16 protein-coding genes are annotated in these 16,176 nt (G+C 58.6%); 5 read left to right on the plus strand and 11 right to left on the minus strand.

Going from position 1 to position 16,176, the window contains the following annotated elements:
* Nucleotides 1-172 precede the first annotated feature (172 nt).
* Nucleotides 173-367 carry a DUF1127 domain-containing protein gene (locus tag ACR0MV_RS16745; RefSeq protein ID WP_170426347.1) on the plus strand — a complete coding sequence of 65 codons (195 nt, stop codon included), beginning with the start codon at nucleotides 173-175 and terminating at the stop codon, nucleotides 365-367.
* Between the two features lie 61 nt (nucleotides 368-428).
* Here the strand turns inward: ACR0MV_RS16745 and ACR0MV_RS16750 are convergent, their stop codons facing one another.
* Both ACR0MV_RS16750 and ACR0MV_RS16755 read right to left on the minus strand, forming a co-directional pair.
* Nucleotides 429-791 carry a Lin0512 family protein gene (locus ACR0MV_RS16750; RefSeq protein WP_480702924.1) on the minus strand — a complete coding sequence of 121 codons (363 nt, stop codon included), beginning with the start codon at nucleotides 789-791 and terminating at the stop codon, nucleotides 429-431.
* Nucleotides 788-1,138 carry a Lin0512 family protein gene (locus ACR0MV_RS16755; RefSeq protein ID WP_480702925.1) on the minus strand — a complete coding sequence of 117 codons (351 nt, stop codon included), beginning with the start codon at nucleotides 1,136-1,138 and terminating at the stop codon, nucleotides 788-790. The genes ACR0MV_RS16750 and ACR0MV_RS16755 overlap by 4 nt, the downstream gene beginning before the upstream one ends.
* A 172-nt stretch (nucleotides 1,139-1,310) precedes the next feature.
* Here ACR0MV_RS16755 and ACR0MV_RS16760 point away from each other — a divergent pair, with 172 nt between their 5' ends.
* Complete coding sequence (locus ACR0MV_RS16760; RefSeq protein ID WP_480702926.1) at nucleotides 1,311-1,667, plus strand: hypothetical protein; 357 nt, start codon at nucleotides 1,311-1,313, stop codon at nucleotides 1,665-1,667.
* 91 nt (nucleotides 1,668-1,758) lie between these two features.
* Here ACR0MV_RS16760 and trxA read toward each other — a convergent pair whose 3' ends face one another.
* From trxA to regB, 8 genes are all read right to left on the minus strand, one after another.
* Nucleotides 1,759-2,079 carry a thioredoxin gene (gene trxA, locus ACR0MV_RS16765; protein ID WP_170426355.1) on the minus strand — a complete coding sequence of 107 codons (321 nt, stop codon included), beginning with the start codon at nucleotides 2,077-2,079 and terminating at the stop codon, nucleotides 1,759-1,761.
* Nucleotides 2,080-2,138: 59 nt separating this feature from the next.
* Entirely contained in the window at nucleotides 2,139-5,495 is a 3,357-nt protein-coding gene (gene addA, locus ACR0MV_RS16770) for a double-strand break repair helicase AddA (RefSeq protein WP_480702928.1), read from the minus strand.
* Entirely contained in the window at nucleotides 5,492-8,419 is a 2,928-nt protein-coding gene (addB, locus tag ACR0MV_RS16775) for a double-strand break repair protein AddB (RefSeq protein WP_480702929.1), read from the minus strand. The genes addA and addB overlap by 4 nt, the downstream gene beginning before the upstream one ends.
* Nucleotides 8,412-9,098, minus strand: coding sequence for a nucleotidyltransferase family protein (locus ACR0MV_RS16780; protein WP_480702930.1), 687 nt, complete (start codon nucleotides 9,096-9,098; stop codon nucleotides 8,412-8,414). Before ACR0MV_RS16780 ends, addB begins: the two co-directional genes overlap by 8 nt.
* Complete coding sequence (locus ACR0MV_RS16785) at nucleotides 9,095-10,099, minus strand: aminoglycoside phosphotransferase family protein (RefSeq protein ID WP_480702931.1); 1,005 nt, start codon at nucleotides 10,097-10,099, stop codon at nucleotides 9,095-9,097. Before ACR0MV_RS16785 ends, ACR0MV_RS16780 begins: the two co-directional genes overlap by 4 nt.
* Nucleotides 10,096-10,569 (minus strand): tRNA (adenosine(37)-N6)-threonylcarbamoyltransferase complex ATPase subunit type 1 TsaE, encoded by a 474-nt coding sequence (tsaE, locus tag ACR0MV_RS16790; protein WP_480702932.1) that lies wholly within the window; start codon nucleotides 10,567-10,569, stop codon nucleotides 10,096-10,098. The genes ACR0MV_RS16785 and tsaE overlap by 4 nt, the downstream gene beginning before the upstream one ends.
* A 40-nt stretch (nucleotides 10,570-10,609) precedes the next feature.
* Nucleotides 10,610-12,118 (minus strand): PAS-domain containing protein, encoded by a 1,509-nt coding sequence (locus tag ACR0MV_RS16795; RefSeq protein ID WP_480702933.1) that lies wholly within the window; start codon nucleotides 12,116-12,118, stop codon nucleotides 10,610-10,612.
* 85 nt (nucleotides 12,119-12,203) lie between these two features.
* Nucleotides 12,204-13,601 carry a sensor histidine kinase RegB gene (gene regB, locus ACR0MV_RS16800; RefSeq protein WP_480702934.1) on the minus strand — a complete coding sequence of 466 codons (1,398 nt, stop codon included), beginning with the start codon at nucleotides 13,599-13,601 and terminating at the stop codon, nucleotides 12,204-12,206.
* 92 nt (nucleotides 13,602-13,693) lie between these two features.
* Here regB and ACR0MV_RS16805 point away from each other — a divergent pair, with 92 nt between their 5' ends.
* The 3 genes from ACR0MV_RS16805 to ACR0MV_RS16815 all read left to right on the plus strand — a co-directional run bounded on the left by ACR0MV_RS16805 (nucleotide 13,694) and on the right by ACR0MV_RS16815 (nucleotide 15,459).
* Nucleotides 13,694-14,314: an SCO family protein gene (locus tag ACR0MV_RS16805; RefSeq protein WP_170468180.1), complete on the plus strand. Its 621-nt coding sequence runs from the start codon at nucleotides 13,694-13,696 to the stop codon at nucleotides 14,312-14,314.
* Nucleotides 14,315-14,400: 86 nt separating this feature from the next.
* Nucleotides 14,401-14,955, plus strand: a complete 555-nt coding sequence (locus tag ACR0MV_RS16810) for an ActR/PrrA/RegA family redox response regulator transcription factor (protein ID WP_142637470.1) — start codon at nucleotides 14,401-14,403, stop codon at nucleotides 14,953-14,955.
* Between the two features lie 108 nt (nucleotides 14,956-15,063).
* On the plus strand, nucleotides 15,064-15,459 hold the full coding sequence (locus tag ACR0MV_RS16815; RefSeq protein ID WP_480702935.1) for a DUF805 domain-containing protein: 396 nt from the start codon (nucleotides 15,064-15,066) through the stop codon (nucleotides 15,457-15,459).
* A gap of 20 nt (nucleotides 15,460-15,479) precedes the next feature.
* On the opposite strand, the gene ACR0MV_RS16820 is transcribed toward ACR0MV_RS16815, so the two are convergent.
* Nucleotides 15,480-16,073 carry an HD domain-containing protein gene (locus tag ACR0MV_RS16820; RefSeq protein WP_480702936.1) on the minus strand — a complete coding sequence of 198 codons (594 nt, stop codon included), beginning with the start codon at nucleotides 16,071-16,073 and terminating at the stop codon, nucleotides 15,480-15,482.
* Between the last annotated feature and the right edge of the window lie 103 nt (nucleotides 16,074-16,176).

The raw sequence follows: 16,176 nt of genomic DNA on the forward strand, positions 1-16,176 counted from the left end.
ATATATGGGCCGGGCGCGGGATCGGCGCAACCCGTTGCAAAACTGTCTAAAAGATATGCACAGAATGCAATTCGGGGTTACCAGACCAGCAATTGTGAGTCCGACAGCGTGAGACTACATGAGGCTCACAACCGACAACGGGTCGGCTGTTTCACAAATTAGGACCGGACACATGGCAACCACAGCAAACATCCATGCGCCGCTCGGAGCAGCTACCATCCTGCACGTAGCGGACGCGATCAAAGGCTTCTATCGCTCGACAGTCGAGTGGAACGAGCGCCGCGTAACGCGCAAGCTTCTGTCGGCACTGACCGACGCCCAGTTGGAAGACGTAGGTCTGGTGCGCGCGGATATCGCAAAGATCTGATCCCGCACTCAGAACCAGCTTTTGGAACAGCCGCCCGGACACCCGAGCGGCTTTTTCTTTTTCAGCTTTGCACGTAGTTGCCAGCCTGGTCGGGCAGAAACGCTTCAATCGCGGCGGTGGCGATGACATGGCGTGTCCCGGCGGCATCATCCACAACATCCAGCCCGCCTTTGACGGCCCGTACCTCGGCCCGGCCCCGTGGCAGATCGGCGGCGACCTGATCGCAATCAACCGAATCGGGGTTTTGCACCGCAATCGTCACCTGAACCCGCATCTCCGTATGGCCAATTCCCAATTTGGAAAACAGCGTGATCGAGGAATGATGCAGCGCGTCCTGCACCGCGCGACGGGCCGCCTTGGTGTAGTCCTGACCATAGAGGTCATTGCCGGTGCCCATTTCCAGAATGATACGTTTCTCGGTCATGGGGCGGGCTCCATATCGAATGAAACGATAACGGCAGCATTGGCGATCACGGTGCTGCCATCGGTATGCGGCTTTTCAATATCCAGACCGCCCTGTGTGACGGTGATGTTAGGCTGTCCGTAGGGAAAGATCGCCTTCAGGGCCTCGGTATCCACCTTGTCGGGCCGCTGCACACCGACCTCGGCATCAATGATCATCGCTTCTTTGGGAAAGCCGAACAGTTCGGCCATGTTGACCGAGTTGTGCCACAGCGCATCTTTGATCGCGCGCAAGGCGGCTTCGGTATAATCCTCGCGCCTGAGGGATGTGCCCATCCCGAACTCTACCAGAACCCGTGTTTTGGGCATGTCGCCTCCTGTTTCTTCTACAGCGGTACTCTGCACGAGTCGGCCGGGACGAAAAGAGCCAGAACACCGAAATGTATCCGGCCAAGGTCGATTGGCTGGGAAATTGGCCCGTGCCGACGATATCGAGTAAAATCGCGAGAATTTTAGCGTTGTCGGAGAAGGATTTGGTTCGATGAAGTCATTTCAACTCACATTAGCGGCGTTGGTACTTGGACTTGCGGCAACATCAGTGGCTGCGGAGGAGATAGAAGACCAGCAAAAATTCATCGATCTGGTCGTCGGCAAAAAGCTTGTGCAGGGTGAGACCTGGGTAAAAATCCTCAAAGACGGGAAGGTCGAGGGCAAAGGCCCAAAGGCAGGTGATATCAGCGGCACTTGGGAGTGGAAGGGTCAGTACTACTGTAGGAACATCACCATCGAAGAGGTTGCTATGCCGCCGGACTGTCAGGTTGTAACGATTGATCAGGACAAGGTGACGTTCACGCACAAGGAAGGGATCGGCGTTTCGGTCCGCTGGACGATCGAATGAGGCCTTTTGAAAACGTGCACGAAGCCTCTGAGATGTGACAAAAAAGGCGCCCCATTTGGGACGCCCTTTGGATCAGTAAATCGGCAAATCCTTAGATGGATTCGTCAATCCAGCTTTGCAGCGCGGCCTTGGGTGCTGCGCCTGCGCGGTTCGATACAACCTGACCATCCTTGAAGATGAACAGCGCCGGAATACCGCGTACGCCCATTGCGGCGGCCGAGTTCGGGTTGCTGTCCACATCCACCTTGGCGATTTTCACCTTGCCGCCATACTCGGCTGCCAGCTCTTCCAGAGCGGGGCCAATCTGCTTACAGGGGCCGCACCACTCGGCCCAGAAATCCACCACAACGGGGACATCGGAGTTTTTGACTTCGGCGTCAAAGGTATCGTCGGTAACGGCTACGGTCGACATATTCTGTCTCCTGAATGGGGTAACTCGGGAACAGAACGTAGGGGTCGTGCTGGGTAAGGTCAAGATATCTGGGTGCGGTCCAACGCATCCGTCACAAGATCGTGTGGCAACCACATGAGCGTGGCTGTCCGGGTCCACAGGATTGCGGTTCGGATTTCATGGCTTGGATAGATCTTCGACATGGCCTGAGCATAGGCACCCATTTGCCGCAACACGCCCTCGGGGCAGGATTGCGCGTCGCTTGGCACGGTCGCATTTGATTTGAAATCAATGACCTGAACCTCGGTATCCGAGACAATCAGCCGGTCGATAATGCCGTGCATTCGACGTCCGTTCAGATCGGCCGTCACCGGCACCTCTGCCAGAGCGTTGTCGGCAAAGACTGCCTGCAGATGCGGTGCGGCCAAAACGTCGCAGGCCTCGGCCAGCAGTTCTTGCCGGTCCGTGTCTTGCATTTCGGGTAGAAGCCGGGCGCATAGCTCTGGCCAGCTATCCTGCGCAACCGAGGGCAAATGTTCCAACAACAAGTGCAGGCGCGTACCGCGAAGTTTCGCAGCCTCTTCATCCTGCCCCGCATCGCCAGGCAGGGCCTTGGCACCCCCTAGGTCCGACGGGCTGATGGTTTCAGGTTCCGCATCCGGTGTTTTTGCCGATGTCAGGAATGACGGCGGCATATCCCGGTCAGCCACGGTGGGCTCATGCGTCGCGATCAAGGGCAAGGCATCCCAATCCCCGTGCGAAAGGCGCAGGGTTTCGGTGCCGGGCAATTGCACAGCCCCTGCCCGTTCCATCGCGGCCTGTACCATCAGATACCAGCTGTTGCCATCTTTACCGACATCGCCTGCAGCCGCGACAATCAGCCACTTTTCTGCCCGTGTTAGAGCCACATAGAGCAATCGAAGCCGCTCATTTTCTTCCCGGGCGCGGGCCTCATTGCGGGCCTGTGCAATCAGCGCCGGAGAGGCATCGGCTGGCACCTTCCACAGCGGTGTTCCATCCGCAACCATAATCTCGGCGTCGCGCGGGGCTTGCCGTTTTCCGGTATCCGGCAGGATTACAATCGGTGCCTCCAGACCCTTGGAGCCATGCACCGTCATCACCCGGATCATATTGCCCACACCGCTCATCTGACGTTTGATTTCCAGATCATCTGTCTGCATCCAGACAAGGAAACCTGTCAGGCTGGGGATGTCGGTGCGCTCGTAAGCCAGCGCTTGGGAGAGCAGGGCGTTGATACCATCTTCGGCCTCGGCCCCAAGGCGACCAAGCAATTTGCGGCGGCCGTCATGTCGGGTCAGGATACGTTCGATCAGGTCATAAGGGCGCAAAAAGTCGATTTGGCCACGCAGATCATTCAGAACGGCCAGCGTTTCCGGGAACTCGTCGGCTCGCTGGCGCAATGCAGCCCACAGGAATTGTTCTTTCCGGCGGTGCGCCAGATCGAACAGTTGCTGCTCGCTCCAACCAAACAGAGGCGATTTAAGCACGGTGGCCAGTGACAGGCTGTCCTCGGGCGTAGCCAGAAAGCTCAGCAGAGCGGCCAGATCTTTGACAGCAAGCTCTGCGCCAACTTTCAGACGGTCTGCCCCGGCAATGGGCAACCCCTGCGCCTTGCAGGCGCGAATGATCTCAGCAAACAGGTCCGAGCGGCGTTGGACCAGGATCAGGAAATCCCCGGGCTGCACTTTGCGCCGGACAAATGTGCCGGGCTCGCCATCTTCGGGAATCGTCTCGCCGCTGTCGATCATGTCCTTGATCGATTTGGCGACCTTCTCGGCCAGAATGACATTGTGATGCCGCGCTCCGGGCCGATCCACAGGATCGGTCCAGTCGCTGTCGTCATCGTCTTCGACCTTTTCCACGACGGGCCACAGATCGACCCTGCCCGGCAAATCTGCTTTGAAGGCGCGGTGCTGGCTGTCCTTGTGAAACCCGGCCTCAGCTCTGTTTTCGAACAGGATATCCACCAATGACAAGATCGCGCTGGAGGATCGGAAGGAATACTCCAACGTCGAATCCCATAGTTTAGAGCCTGATTCCGATAGTTTTCGCCCAAACTCGGCCTGCATCCGATCAAAGGCCTGAGGGTCGGCGCCCTGAAAGGAATAGATCGACTGCTTCTTGTCGCCGACCACGAAAATCGTGCGCTCGACCCCGGACCGGGCCCCTTCCCCGCTGGTGAATTCCTGCGCCAGTTTTTCGACCACGTCCCATTGATCCGGGCTGGTGTCCTGCGCCTCGTCCACTAGAATGTGGTCGATGCCGCCGTCCAGACGGTACAGCACCCACTCAGCCACTGCGGGATCGTTCAGGACTTGCCGCGCACGCAGGATCAGGTCGTCAAAATCCAGCCATCCCCGCAGCTGTTTGCGCCGTTCGTATTCCGGCAGGAAAGCGGTAGCGAACCGGTGCAGGACATGAGTTTTGCGCGCTGCGATCAGGGCAAGCCGGTGTTCCCGTGCGGCCTCAACCCGCAGCATGAACGCCGCAAGCTGTGGCATCTGGCCCGCTAGAACCCCTTCACGCAGGGCTTTGGTTGGGAAGCTGTTGATTTTGGCCGTGAACGGTTCTTTCGCGCTTTTGCCGGTCAAAAACACGCTTTCCAACATAGGCAGGCTGGTGATCCGTGCCTCTGAAAAGGCTGACAGTTTTGCTGCCGCCTTGGCATTATTGCCGCCGCTATCAGACAACGCGGGCAGGATGGTGCGGATCAGCTCTACCTCTCCGCCCAGAAACACGCGATCCAGAAGGGTATCTTCGTCAAACCCATCAGGCAGTTCAAATCGCTGGAGGATGCCGGACCAGTCCAGTTGCTGCGCAAACAAGTTGCGTTTGTGGGTGATCGCAGCCGTGAGATTGTCGAACCCAGTATCGGTGACAAATCGGGCGACATCTTCGATGAGTGTGGCCTGAGGTCCTTCGGCGAAATCCTCGACAATCTCTTCCCGCAAAAGGGCTGCCGCGCGGTCCTCCATTTCCGAGAATTGCGGGCTGACCCCGGCTTCTAGCGGGAAGCGTCGCAGCAAAGAGGCGCAGAACGAGTGGATCGTCTGGATTTTCAATCCGCCAGGCGTTTCAATTGCCCGAGCGAACAGCGTGCGCGCCTGCGCCAGCCGATCCGGGTCGATGATCCCCGGCACACCCAGATCGGTCAATTGCGCCAGCAGCGGCTCGTCGCCAAGCATGGCCCATTCACCCAAGCGTTTGAACAACCGGTTTTGCATCTCGCTGGCGGCGGCCTTGGTGTAGGTCAGGCACAGGATGTGCTGCGGCTGCACGCCACCCAACAACAAACGCGCCACCCGGTCGGTCAGAACCCGAGTCTTGCCGGACCCCGCATTTGCCGCCAGCCAGGTCGAAGCGTCGGGACGTGCGGCCTGCACCTGCCGCTCGGTCGCGTCATTGCGGGCGCTCATGTCAGATCCTCGGGCGTTGTGTCATCGGTGCGATCCCACTCACCGAACCGGGCCAGATGGTCATAGTCGCCAATATCCGTGTCCTTGTGCAGCATTCGGCGGGATGAAAATCCCTGATCAGGCTCTAAATAGGCTGAAATCAGCTCTTTGAGCTCGGCCAAAACCTTGTCGGGGGGTTCTTTTGCCAGTGGTGCCGGCACTTCTTTGTAGCTGCCGCCCATGCCGATAAAGACCGCCTCGGCCACCGGAAACGGATCAAACCCTTCGATACCGCCCTGCTCGGCCATCATCGCCTCGATCAGCAATTGTTTATCGAACTTGGATTGCTGGCTTTCGGTCGGAGGGGTGCCGGTCTTGTAGTCCACAATCCGCAGCGCGCCGCGGCTGTTGCGGTCGATCCGATCCGCGCGCCCGGCAATGGTAAAATCCAACGGCGACAGCACCAGCTTCATTGCGGCTTCGAAGGCCACGGGACCACCGTCACCGCGCCGCGCGGTTTCGGCGGACAGAAAATCGTCTGCTATGCGCTCCAACCGGGCCAGCCAAAGTTTGCGCGCCGTCGGCCACGCCACGTGCTGATCCAGCAAGGTTTCCGCGCGTTTCAAAAAGTTCTCTCGGGTCAGCAAAGCGCTGTCCAGAACGCTGTCCTTGATGAAGTGTTCCAGGACTTCGTGGATCACGATTCCGCGCAGCAACGCGTCCGGAGCTTGAACCAGCGGGTCCAGCGGTTTCAGTCGCAGAACGTGTTTGGCGTAAATCGCATACGGATCTCGGATCAGCTTTTTGATCTCGGTCACGCTCAGCCGGTTGGGACGCGATGTCACCGGAGGCCGTGGTGACGGGCGCGGTGCGGGTTCAATGTGGGGCGCTGCCTCCAACTGTTCAGACCATCGCAGCCATTGCCGCCCACGTGCGCGCATCGCCGACAGGGCGTCCGGCCCACCCTGCCCTGGCAGGCCCTGCAACAGGTTCGTTAACCGGTTCAGCCAGCGCGACGGAACGGTTTCAGCATCATCAGAACGAGTCGCGCGGGTCAGCCAGACCTCAGGCGCGCCGATGGCCTGTTGGAAGTCATGAGCAGACAATCCGATCCGACGTTCGGGTAACAAAAGCCCGGCCTTGTCGCGCATTTGACGGTTCAGCCACGGGTCGGGAGCGGCGGCTTCTGGCCAGCTGCCTTCGTTCAGCCCGCCAAGGATCAGCAGATCAGCCCCCTGTACGCGCGCCTCAAGCGTGCCCCAAATCATGATGTGCGGATGCGGGGCGTCGCGGTCGCGGACCTCTCCGCCTGCCAAAAGCGCACCCAAAAGGTCGGCAAAATCATGGGCGGTCATGGGGCCGCCGTGCTGCGCCTCTTCTTCCAGCCCGGTCAGTACGGCCAGTGCCTTTTGGCCTGCGTTCTTATCCCATAATGTGCCGGTTTCCCCCTTACTTCCGGCGGAAATCGCTTCGGCCAGTTTGCGCAGAGCGAACACCCAGTCGGACAAGGGACGCTGACCAAGAACTTGTTGATCGCAGAAATGCGTTACCACCCACTGAACCCAACCCTCGGGCACTTCTTTGCGAATAGCAAAAGCAGTCAGGCTGGCGCTGTCAGGGAACGGTGGGCCATGGCGGCGCAAATCCAGTTCAAGATCGCGGGTGTGAAGCAAATGCGCCCCACGCTCGCCACCATCGTGGCACAATGGGTGTTTCAACAGGGTCAGCAGCGCCTCACCATCCAGACGCCGGGCAAACAAACCCGCGACATGGCGCAGGAATCGGCCCGGCGGCGACAACTGCAGCGGCAAACCGGCGCTGTCATCGGGCAGGATATTCCAGCGATCCAGCGCGGCGCTGACCTGACGGGTCAGCATCCGGTTGGGTGTGATCAGCGCAGCGATTTGGCCGGACTCAGCGGCTTCGCGCAAGCGCAGCGCGATGGCCAGCGCCTCTGACCGGGGTGATTGCGCCTCGACCAGCGTGAGGTCTTTGGTGGCACCATCCAGATCGGTCAGCTTTGGGCCTTCGGACATCCATGCGTCAGTGATCGGCGCTGGGCGTAAAGCCAGCGATACCAAACGGTTACGAGAGAGCGAGGGCGCCGGATTATCGGTCCACGGACGAACCTGACCCGGCTCTAGTCCAAGTTGGGTCATCAGTTTACGGAACCGGTACTGAGGATGATCTTCGGATGTCAGCGCATCGTCCAACCCATGCCAGACATCCCCCGGCTGATCGAAATCATACCCAGGCAGGATCAGGGCACCCTGGGGCAAGCGGGCGACGGCTTCCATCAGCATCAGCGTGGTCCCGCGCGATCCGGTCGAACCCGCAAGGATAACAGGATGTTGCGGGGGTGCGTCCTGCCAGCGTGCGATCAGGTTCTCCACCACTAGCCGTTGCCGCGCCTGTACGTCCAAAGCATTCGGACCGGAGTCGATAAAGTGATCCGCGATCCCGACAAATGTCTGGGCGCGGGCCCAGTGCCCGGACATATCGCTGACGTCCAATTGGCGGATCGCATCAGGCGAAACCCCTTCGCCCTGCATCTCGTCAATCAGCGCGGCCAAGCTGTCAGACAGATCAAACAACGACGACCGCGCGGCCAGATCAGGCTGTTGTTCCAACAGCTTGGCGATCAACTGGGTCAGCTCCAGTCTGCGGCGCAGCGGAGGAACAGCCGGGGGGATCTGCGCCAGATCGACACTTTCCCCCAGATCGGTGACAAGTGACAGGCGTGGCAAAAGGCAAGCCGGACCCTGATCGAACAGGTCTCGGACCCGCCGGGCCATGCGCCGTGTGTTGACCACCAACTGAACCCGCGCCAGAGCGTCCGGCGGATGCGCGGCGCTGCGATTCCGAAGGCCCTGAACCAGCATTTTCGGAAAGTCCGCTCCAGGTGGAACAGCAAAAACGCGCGGCGCGGGGCTGGGCTCAAACATTGGCGATAAGATCCTCGGCCAATGCAATCCCTTCCGGATGGCCGACATCGCACCAACGCCCGGGATAGATACAGGCAAACAGGCGGTTGTTCTGGTGCATTTTGTCCCACAGCAGGTTCAGCGAAAATGATGTCTCGGGGATATCCAACAACCCTTCGGTTTTCATGATCTGGGCACCGCCATAGATCAGCGTGCCGCCACGGGTGATCCTACCGGTTTCATCTGCGGTGAAATCACCTTTGCCGGCGTGCCCGACCGTCTGGTCGACCGGGACGCACATCAACAAGGCGTCCATGCGATCCGGGTCCCACGCCTTTTGCAACAGGGTCAGCGGGTTTGGCCCGGACCAAATGGCATCGGGGTTAAGTGTGAAAACGGGTTGAGGTCCCAGCAAGGGCAGCGCAGCGCGCAACCCGCCGCCTGTTTCCAGTATCTGCCCGGTTTCATTGGACAATAGAACGCCTTTGGGGGCCAGATGTGCTTCCAGTTGTTCGGGCAGATAGTGCAGATTGGCCACCACGCGCTTGGGGCGCAGCTCGTCCACAAGACCCAGCGCGTGGTCGATCAACGGCTGTCCCGCGACCTCGATCAGGGGTTTGGGTCGGTCCTTCGTCAAAGCACCCATACGGGTGCCAAACCCGGCGGCAAACAGCATGACGGCTTCGGGTGTTTGGGTCATTTCTGTCTGAGCCTGTCCAGATTTTCAGGAGTGGGTGCGGGCAGGGCGCTGCGCACCAGATCAGCGACCGAGACCAGCGCAGGATGTTCCAGATCCCGCATCAGATGCGCCCAGGTCGCCGGGATCAGGTCGATGTATCCGGGTTTACCATACTCGGTGGCCAGCCGGGCAAAGACGCCCAGAATCCGCATATTTCTTTGCGCGCCCAAGACGGCATAGGCTGTTCGGAAGTCGTGGTCGCTCATCCCGGTCGCCGCAATGTAGCGGTTGACCATCTGCATCTCGGTTCCGGGTGAAACATCCCGGCGCACATCCTGCAGCAATGAAACCAGATCATAGGCCGGATGGCCCAGCATGGCAGATTGAAAATCCAGCAAACCAACGCGCTTTACGCCGGTGCGATCGGGCAACCAGATCAGGTTCTCGGCGTGATAATCCCGCAGCACGACGGTTTTGCTGCCCGAGGTTTCGCGATGCAGGATGTCTGAAAACCGGTTTTCAAACCGATTTCGCGCATCGGCGTCATGAGTGCCCAGAACCGCCTGCGCGTATTTTGTGAATGACAGCGCGGCCAGCTCAGTCATGAGTGACGGGTCATATGAGGGCAGGGACAGGCTGGCTGCATTGTGCAGGTCGATCAGAACATCTGTCGCGGCAGCATAAAGTTCGCGCTCTTTTTCGGGGGTCTGTTCCAGCACGCGGGCGAACAGATCGTCGCCAAGGTCCTCAAGCAGGAGGAACCCGTAGTGAGAGTCCTCTGCGTATATTTCCGGAGCACTCAGGCCAAGGGATAGCAGGTATTGAGCGACGCGCACGAAATCATCGACATTGCCCATCTTGTCCGGAGGAGAGTCCATCAGAACCGCCGTTTTACCGGTGTCAGGATCGGTCAGCCGTTCGTACTTTCGGTTCGAGGCATCGCCAGCCAGTGGCGCGTGCTGTGCGTTGGCCCATGGTGTCTGCGCGATCAGCGCTTCGGCCAGAACCGCTCGGTTCGTCATTCATCAATCCTTAGTTTCTGAGGCCATTTCGGATCCGACCATGACAAGGTCAAATGGCGGATACCCGTCGTGTTAGGGTCTGTTTTGAAGGTCAGAGTGGCAGCTGAGGCCGGCGTCAGCGGGCCCAGCTTGCCAGGCCACTCAATCAGGCAGATCGCGGTGTCAAAAGCCTCGGTCAGGCCCAGTTCTTCGATCTCTTCGACGGCGCTCAGGCGATAAAGGTCACAATGCCAGATTTCTGCCTGAGGCGTGTCATAGGCCTGAACCAACGTGAAGGTGGGTGAGGGAACATCCTCTGGCTCGGCCATCAGTGACTGTATCAGGCTGCGTGCGAAATGCGTTTTGCCGCTGCCAATTTCGCCTTCCAGCAACAGGATGTCGCCGGGCACAAGTGATGCGCCGACGCGGGCTGCGAATTCGGCGGTGTCCTCGGGTGAGTTCATAGTCATTGTGCAGGGCGATTTGGTCATGGCGCCACAATGGCCCCGAGCCCGGTTGCCTGCAACCCGGTTAGGCGCTGATTTGCTGCACCTCTTGCCGCATCGCCTCTGGCGGGTCCATGTTGAAACGAACAATGGTCGCCCCGTTCTGCATCGGGCAAACGATGCAGGTTAGCGGTGTTCCGTTGCGCAGATAAATTACGCCTGACCATTCGGCCCGGTTTTCGCGCATTTCCACAAAGTCCCGAATTTCGCCCAGGATCGGGGTCGCGGTGCAGTGTTCCTGCCAGGTTTTGGTGACGTCCAGAACAGTATCCGCATCAAACCCGGAATCCCCGGTGTCGCCCCAAAGTTTCTGATAGGCATAGTTTGTAAACGCCAGAGTGCCATCATCGCTGAAAACCGCCACCGCGTCGGCCAGCTTGTCCAGAATGGATTGCATCAGATCCATTTCCGACCGGAATCGCCGCGTCAGAGTGATTTCAGCCGTAATATCCTCGAACAGAAAAGCGACCGCGCCGTCCGGATGCGGGCGACCGCTGACCGAATAGACCGAGCCCGAGGGCAGGGACCATGTTTCTTGATAATTACCGTCTTCTGCCGCCTCGAGCAGGTCGTTCATCTGCCTGCGCCAACTGCGATAATTCTTGGGCTCAGGCATCATGTGCTGGTCGCGCAGGCGGTCGAAAAAGCTGGACAGGCTTGGGCGGCAGCTCAGGAAATCCGGGGGCAGGGTGGTCAGGTCAATCAGGGCAGGGTTGAACAACGCCAACTGCCGGTTGCGGTCGAAAATCGCCAGTCCAATCGACAGTTGGGCAAAGGTCTTGGTCATCGTCTGAACGAATTTGCGTTGCGCGGTCTCAGCCTCGACAATCGCGTTGATGTCCACAGCATAAGACAGGTGACCTTCCGGATGATCGACCAGCGTAAGATCGAACCACAGTTTGTTGTCGCTGAACGCGGAGGAAATCGAGACGCGCGTCTTTGCGCTCAGCCTTTGGTCGTCGTCGGGCACCGGAAACAAGGGGGCGGTCAGGTCCGTATCCTGCCCCCGTACCTTGCGCACCAGCGAAACATAGGCCGCATTGCACCAGCGCACGGTACCTTGATGATCCAAAAGCCAGACCGGGTAGGGCGCCTTTTCCATCGCAAGGCGATTGGGATCGTTGGGTGCGCGGTGGGTTGAGGACGGGCACTCGCTTTGGTTGCGCAATTGCACCCGTACAATTCCATCGATCCATTCACACATAACATCGCGTTCGACCGTGCAGTCGATGGCCGGAATGACCATGTTGCCATCAAGGCGAATCCGGTCGGGCGTTTCGGGAAAGGTCGGAAAATCTCGCTGCAGCAGGCGTCGCAAGTCCGCCCAGTCACGCACCTGTTCGAACCCTTCCAGCGCGATGTCCGAATGGCTGATCAACTTGTTCCCGTCGAACAAAAACACCGCGTCGAACAGCGATGCGGGCGCAGAAAGGCCAAAATTGTCACCTCCTTGCCGCCGACGTGGCAAAAGCCACTGAACGGCAAGACTTGCGGATACAAGGCTGATGATGGCCAGAAAGATCCAGTCGATCATGCGATCTCCGGTATGCAAAACAAAGCGTTAAGACTATGCGCCATATTGGTTAACGGTGTCTTAACTCCGGAGATTCAGGCGGTACTCAGGTCTGAAAGCGCTGGTTGACGCCTGATGGTACAGGGGTATCGCCGGTCTGCGCGTCCACAAGGTTTCTGGGCCAAGTCACCTTTACGATCGCACCCCGTCTTTCCGGGTGGTCGGACAGGGTTTGATAGGGATCCGAACCGTTTGCAAAGTCCAGCTCGGCACCGCTACGTTCCAACAGCGTTTTGGCAATAAACAGACCCAAACCCATGCCTTCGTATTCCGGACGGGTCTTCTTATCAGTCTCGCTGCGGCGGCGGCGCATGAACGGATCACCGATCCGACCGATCATCTGAGACGGGTAGCCGCGGCCGTCATCCATGATGCTGACGGTGATCTCTTTGGTGGACCATTCCGCCTCGACCCAGACGTTGTCGCGGGAAAAATCTACCGCATTCTGAATCAGGTTGCGCAGACCATGAATGATCTCGGGTTTGCGCAGGATCGAGGGTTGTTGGACATCTCCATCTTCGGCCGGGCCTTCGGTGAAGAATACGGTCTTACCCCGGTTGATATGCGGTTCGGCCGCTTCGTGCACGACGGTGGACAGGGGGGCCTGTCGCAGATGCAGATCGTCTTTGCCCGCGCGGCCCATATCGCGCAGGATATCCCGACAACGGTTCGCCTGTTCCCGGATCAGGGCAGCGTCTTCGATCAGATCGGGCCGATCTTCCAACTCCTCGATCAATTCGGAACTGGCCAGTTTGATCGTGGCGAGCGGGGTCCCCAGTTCGTGCGCCGCGGCGGCCACGACGCCACCCAGATCGGTCAGCTTCTGTTCACGGGCCAGTGCCATATGCGTTGCGGCCAGGGCTTCGGACATGGACTGCACCTCGGAACTGACGCGGTGGGAATACGCGCCCAGAAAGACGATGGCGATCACGATGGCGGCCCAGTTTCCGAACAGCAGAATGTCGGGAATATCCAGCTCGGCTCCTAAAGCCGTGCGCAAGGGCTGGTGGAATTCGGCCAGCAAGGTGGTCAGAACAATCGCAACGCCCCCGATGATCAGCGTTGACCGCGTGCTCATCACACTGGCCGAGATGGTGACAGGCCCCACCAGCAACAGCGCAAAGGGGTTGTTCAAACCGCCGGTGAGGTACAACAGGACAGTCAGTTGCAGCAGGTCAAACAGCACCATCAGAAAGTTTTCGAACTCGGACAGGCGTTTGTTGCGGGGAAACAGCAGGATCGCGGTCAAGTTCCCCATGACCGAAATACCGATCGCCAGATAGCACAAGGTAGCATCCAGCTGGATTTCATAGGTGTGCTGAGCCACGGTGATTGCGGTGATCTGGCCGATAATCGCCACCCAGCGCAGCAGGATCAGTGTACGCAGACGGATCCAACTGCTGCGTTCCTGACCGCGCCATAATGTGATGTTGGAATTTGCCATCGGTCCATTATGTCCTGTTGCATCGGCTGAGCTTCTTGATAGGTGTCCCGGCCGAAACGATCAACAACCCCTATTTTGTCAGGATTGAAGTCATGGTCCGTCTTTATGCCATCCTTGCAACCGTCGTGCTGGCCGTGGGTCTGGGCGCCATGTGGCTGCTGACCCGGGGTACCGGATCGGATGACAAGTTTGCCCAGTGCCGCACCAGCCAGATTGCGGGTGGCACGGCAGCCATCGGCGGGCCGTTCGAACTAATCGACGGTCAGGGTGCAACAGTTACCGACAAGGATGTCATCACCGAGCCGACGCTGGTTTATTTCGGTTACACTTTCTGCCCTGATGTCTGCCCATTTGACATGTCCCGCAATGCCGAAGCCGTGGATATTCTGGCAGAGCGGGGCCAGTCGGTGACGCCCTTATTCATCTCGATCGACCCTGATCGCGATACACCCGAAGTCGTGGCGGACTACGCGTTCAACCTGGGCGGCAAAACCATTGCGCTGACCGGCTCGCCCGAGCAGGTCAAGGCTGCAAGCCAAGCCTACAAGACCTACTACCGGGCGCATGACAAAAGCGATGAGTACTATTTGGTCGACCATTCGACCTTTACCTATCTGGTCACGCCTCAGGACGGTTTCATCGAGTTTTTCAATCGTGATGACACCGCAGAACAGATGGCGGATAAAGTCGGTTGCTTTCTGGACAAGATCTAGAGGGCGACACCTTGTTTGACCTTTGGGATGGCGCTGCTATTACTCATGGTTAAGCCAAAGGCGTGAAATAGCGGAAAGAACAGAATATGGCGGACAGCTCTGACCTCGACATCGGCCCCGACAAATCCCTGCTTTTGGTGGACGATGACGAACCGTTTCTGAGACGTCTGGCAAAGGCCATGGAAAAGCGCGGGTTCGAAGTTGAAACTGCGGGCTCTGTTGCCGCAGGCCGTGCGATTTCCACCGCTCGCCCACCTGCCTATGCTGTGGTCGACCTGCGGCTTGAGGACGGCAACGGTCTGGACGTGGTCGAAGTGCTGCGCGAAAAGCGCCCAGACAGCCGGGTTGTGGTTTTGACCGGCTACGGAGCCATCGCCACCGCCGTCGCCGCCGTCAAGATCGGTGCAACCGACTACCTGTCAAAACCCGCCGACGCCACCGACATCACCAATGCTCTGCTGGCCAAAGGCGACGAACTGCCCCCGCCACCGGAAAACCCCATGAGCGCGGACCGTGTACGCTGGGAACATATCCAGCGGGTCTATGAGCTGTGTGATCGGAACGTGTCGGAGACCGCGCGTCGTCTGAACATGCACCGGCGTACATTGCAGCGGATCTTGGCGAAACGCAGTCCTCGGTAGGCGTCTTAGCACGGTTTCCGATTTCTGAGTGAGCCGCTCAAAAGTTGCCCCCGTATCAAAAAACGAAAAATAGTGATATGTGAATGCCGTCCCATAACGGAGGGTGGCATGAACAATCTCTCGACGGCGTTTCAGCGGGCACTTTCAAATTACGCCAATTTCAACGGGCGTGCCTCTCGCTCGGCGTTTTGGTGGTGGGTCCTGGCCGTAATTCTCGTTCTTTTGGTGACGCGAATTATTGATGGTGCCCTGATTGCGCCCGTACTTGGATTTGAAGCGTTCGAGCCGAACGCTGGTCAGCCGTTGTCTGTTCTGGTGTCGCTTGGCCTCTTACTGCCAAACTTGGCTGTCGGGGCCAGACGTTTGCACGATATCGGACGAACCGGTTGGTGGCTACTGATTGGCTTGGTTCCGTTAATCGGAACATTGGTACTGATATACTTCTACATTCAACCAAGTGAGAGTGGCGCAAATCAGTTCGGAGAACCCGACGTTTTCCCCTGATCTTCAAAAATATTTTTCGGCTACAGGTGCCGCAGAAGTTCACTGTGACGGTCAGTGTAGGCCCGCCGCACTTCAATTGGCGGCCTCAGCCTGATCTCCAGCCCCTCCATCACCGCCTTATCCGGGCGGCCGAAGAACTTGGTCGCCTCAGTTTCGGAAAACCCGGCGATCTGGGTGGCCTCCATCCAGGCGCTGATTTTGTCGGCCTTTTTGATCTGGCGTTTCACCGTTTTCGGAACCTCAGCAGGTAACCCAAAGCGGATGTGGATCGCCGCCGCCAGACGATCATCGAGCGCACCGTAATCGGGGCCGACGGCGGATTTGACGGGTGAGATCATGTCTCCGATCACATATTCCGGCGCGTCGTGTAACAGGGCCGCAAGCCGCCACTTTACCGGTGCATTGGGCGCGATCCGGCCAAAAAGCTCTTCGACCAGCAAAGAGTGTTCAGCCACGGAATAGGCAAAATCGCCCGCAGTCTGGCCGTTCCAGCGCGCCACAAAGGCAAGACCATGCGCGATATCTTCGATCTCGATGTCCACCGGGGTCGGGTCCAGCAGATCCAGCCTGCGACCAGAGAGCATCCGCTGCCACGCTCGGGGTTGTGTTGCCATTATGCCATGCCTTGTGAAGTTGGACACGTTGAGTTCGCGTTTTTGTGCTATGATGTACCTGTCAGGATCACATGCTGCCAACATTTTCTTGAGCTATCGTGCT

Source organism: Ruegeria sp. BC3 (assembly GCF_056539265.1).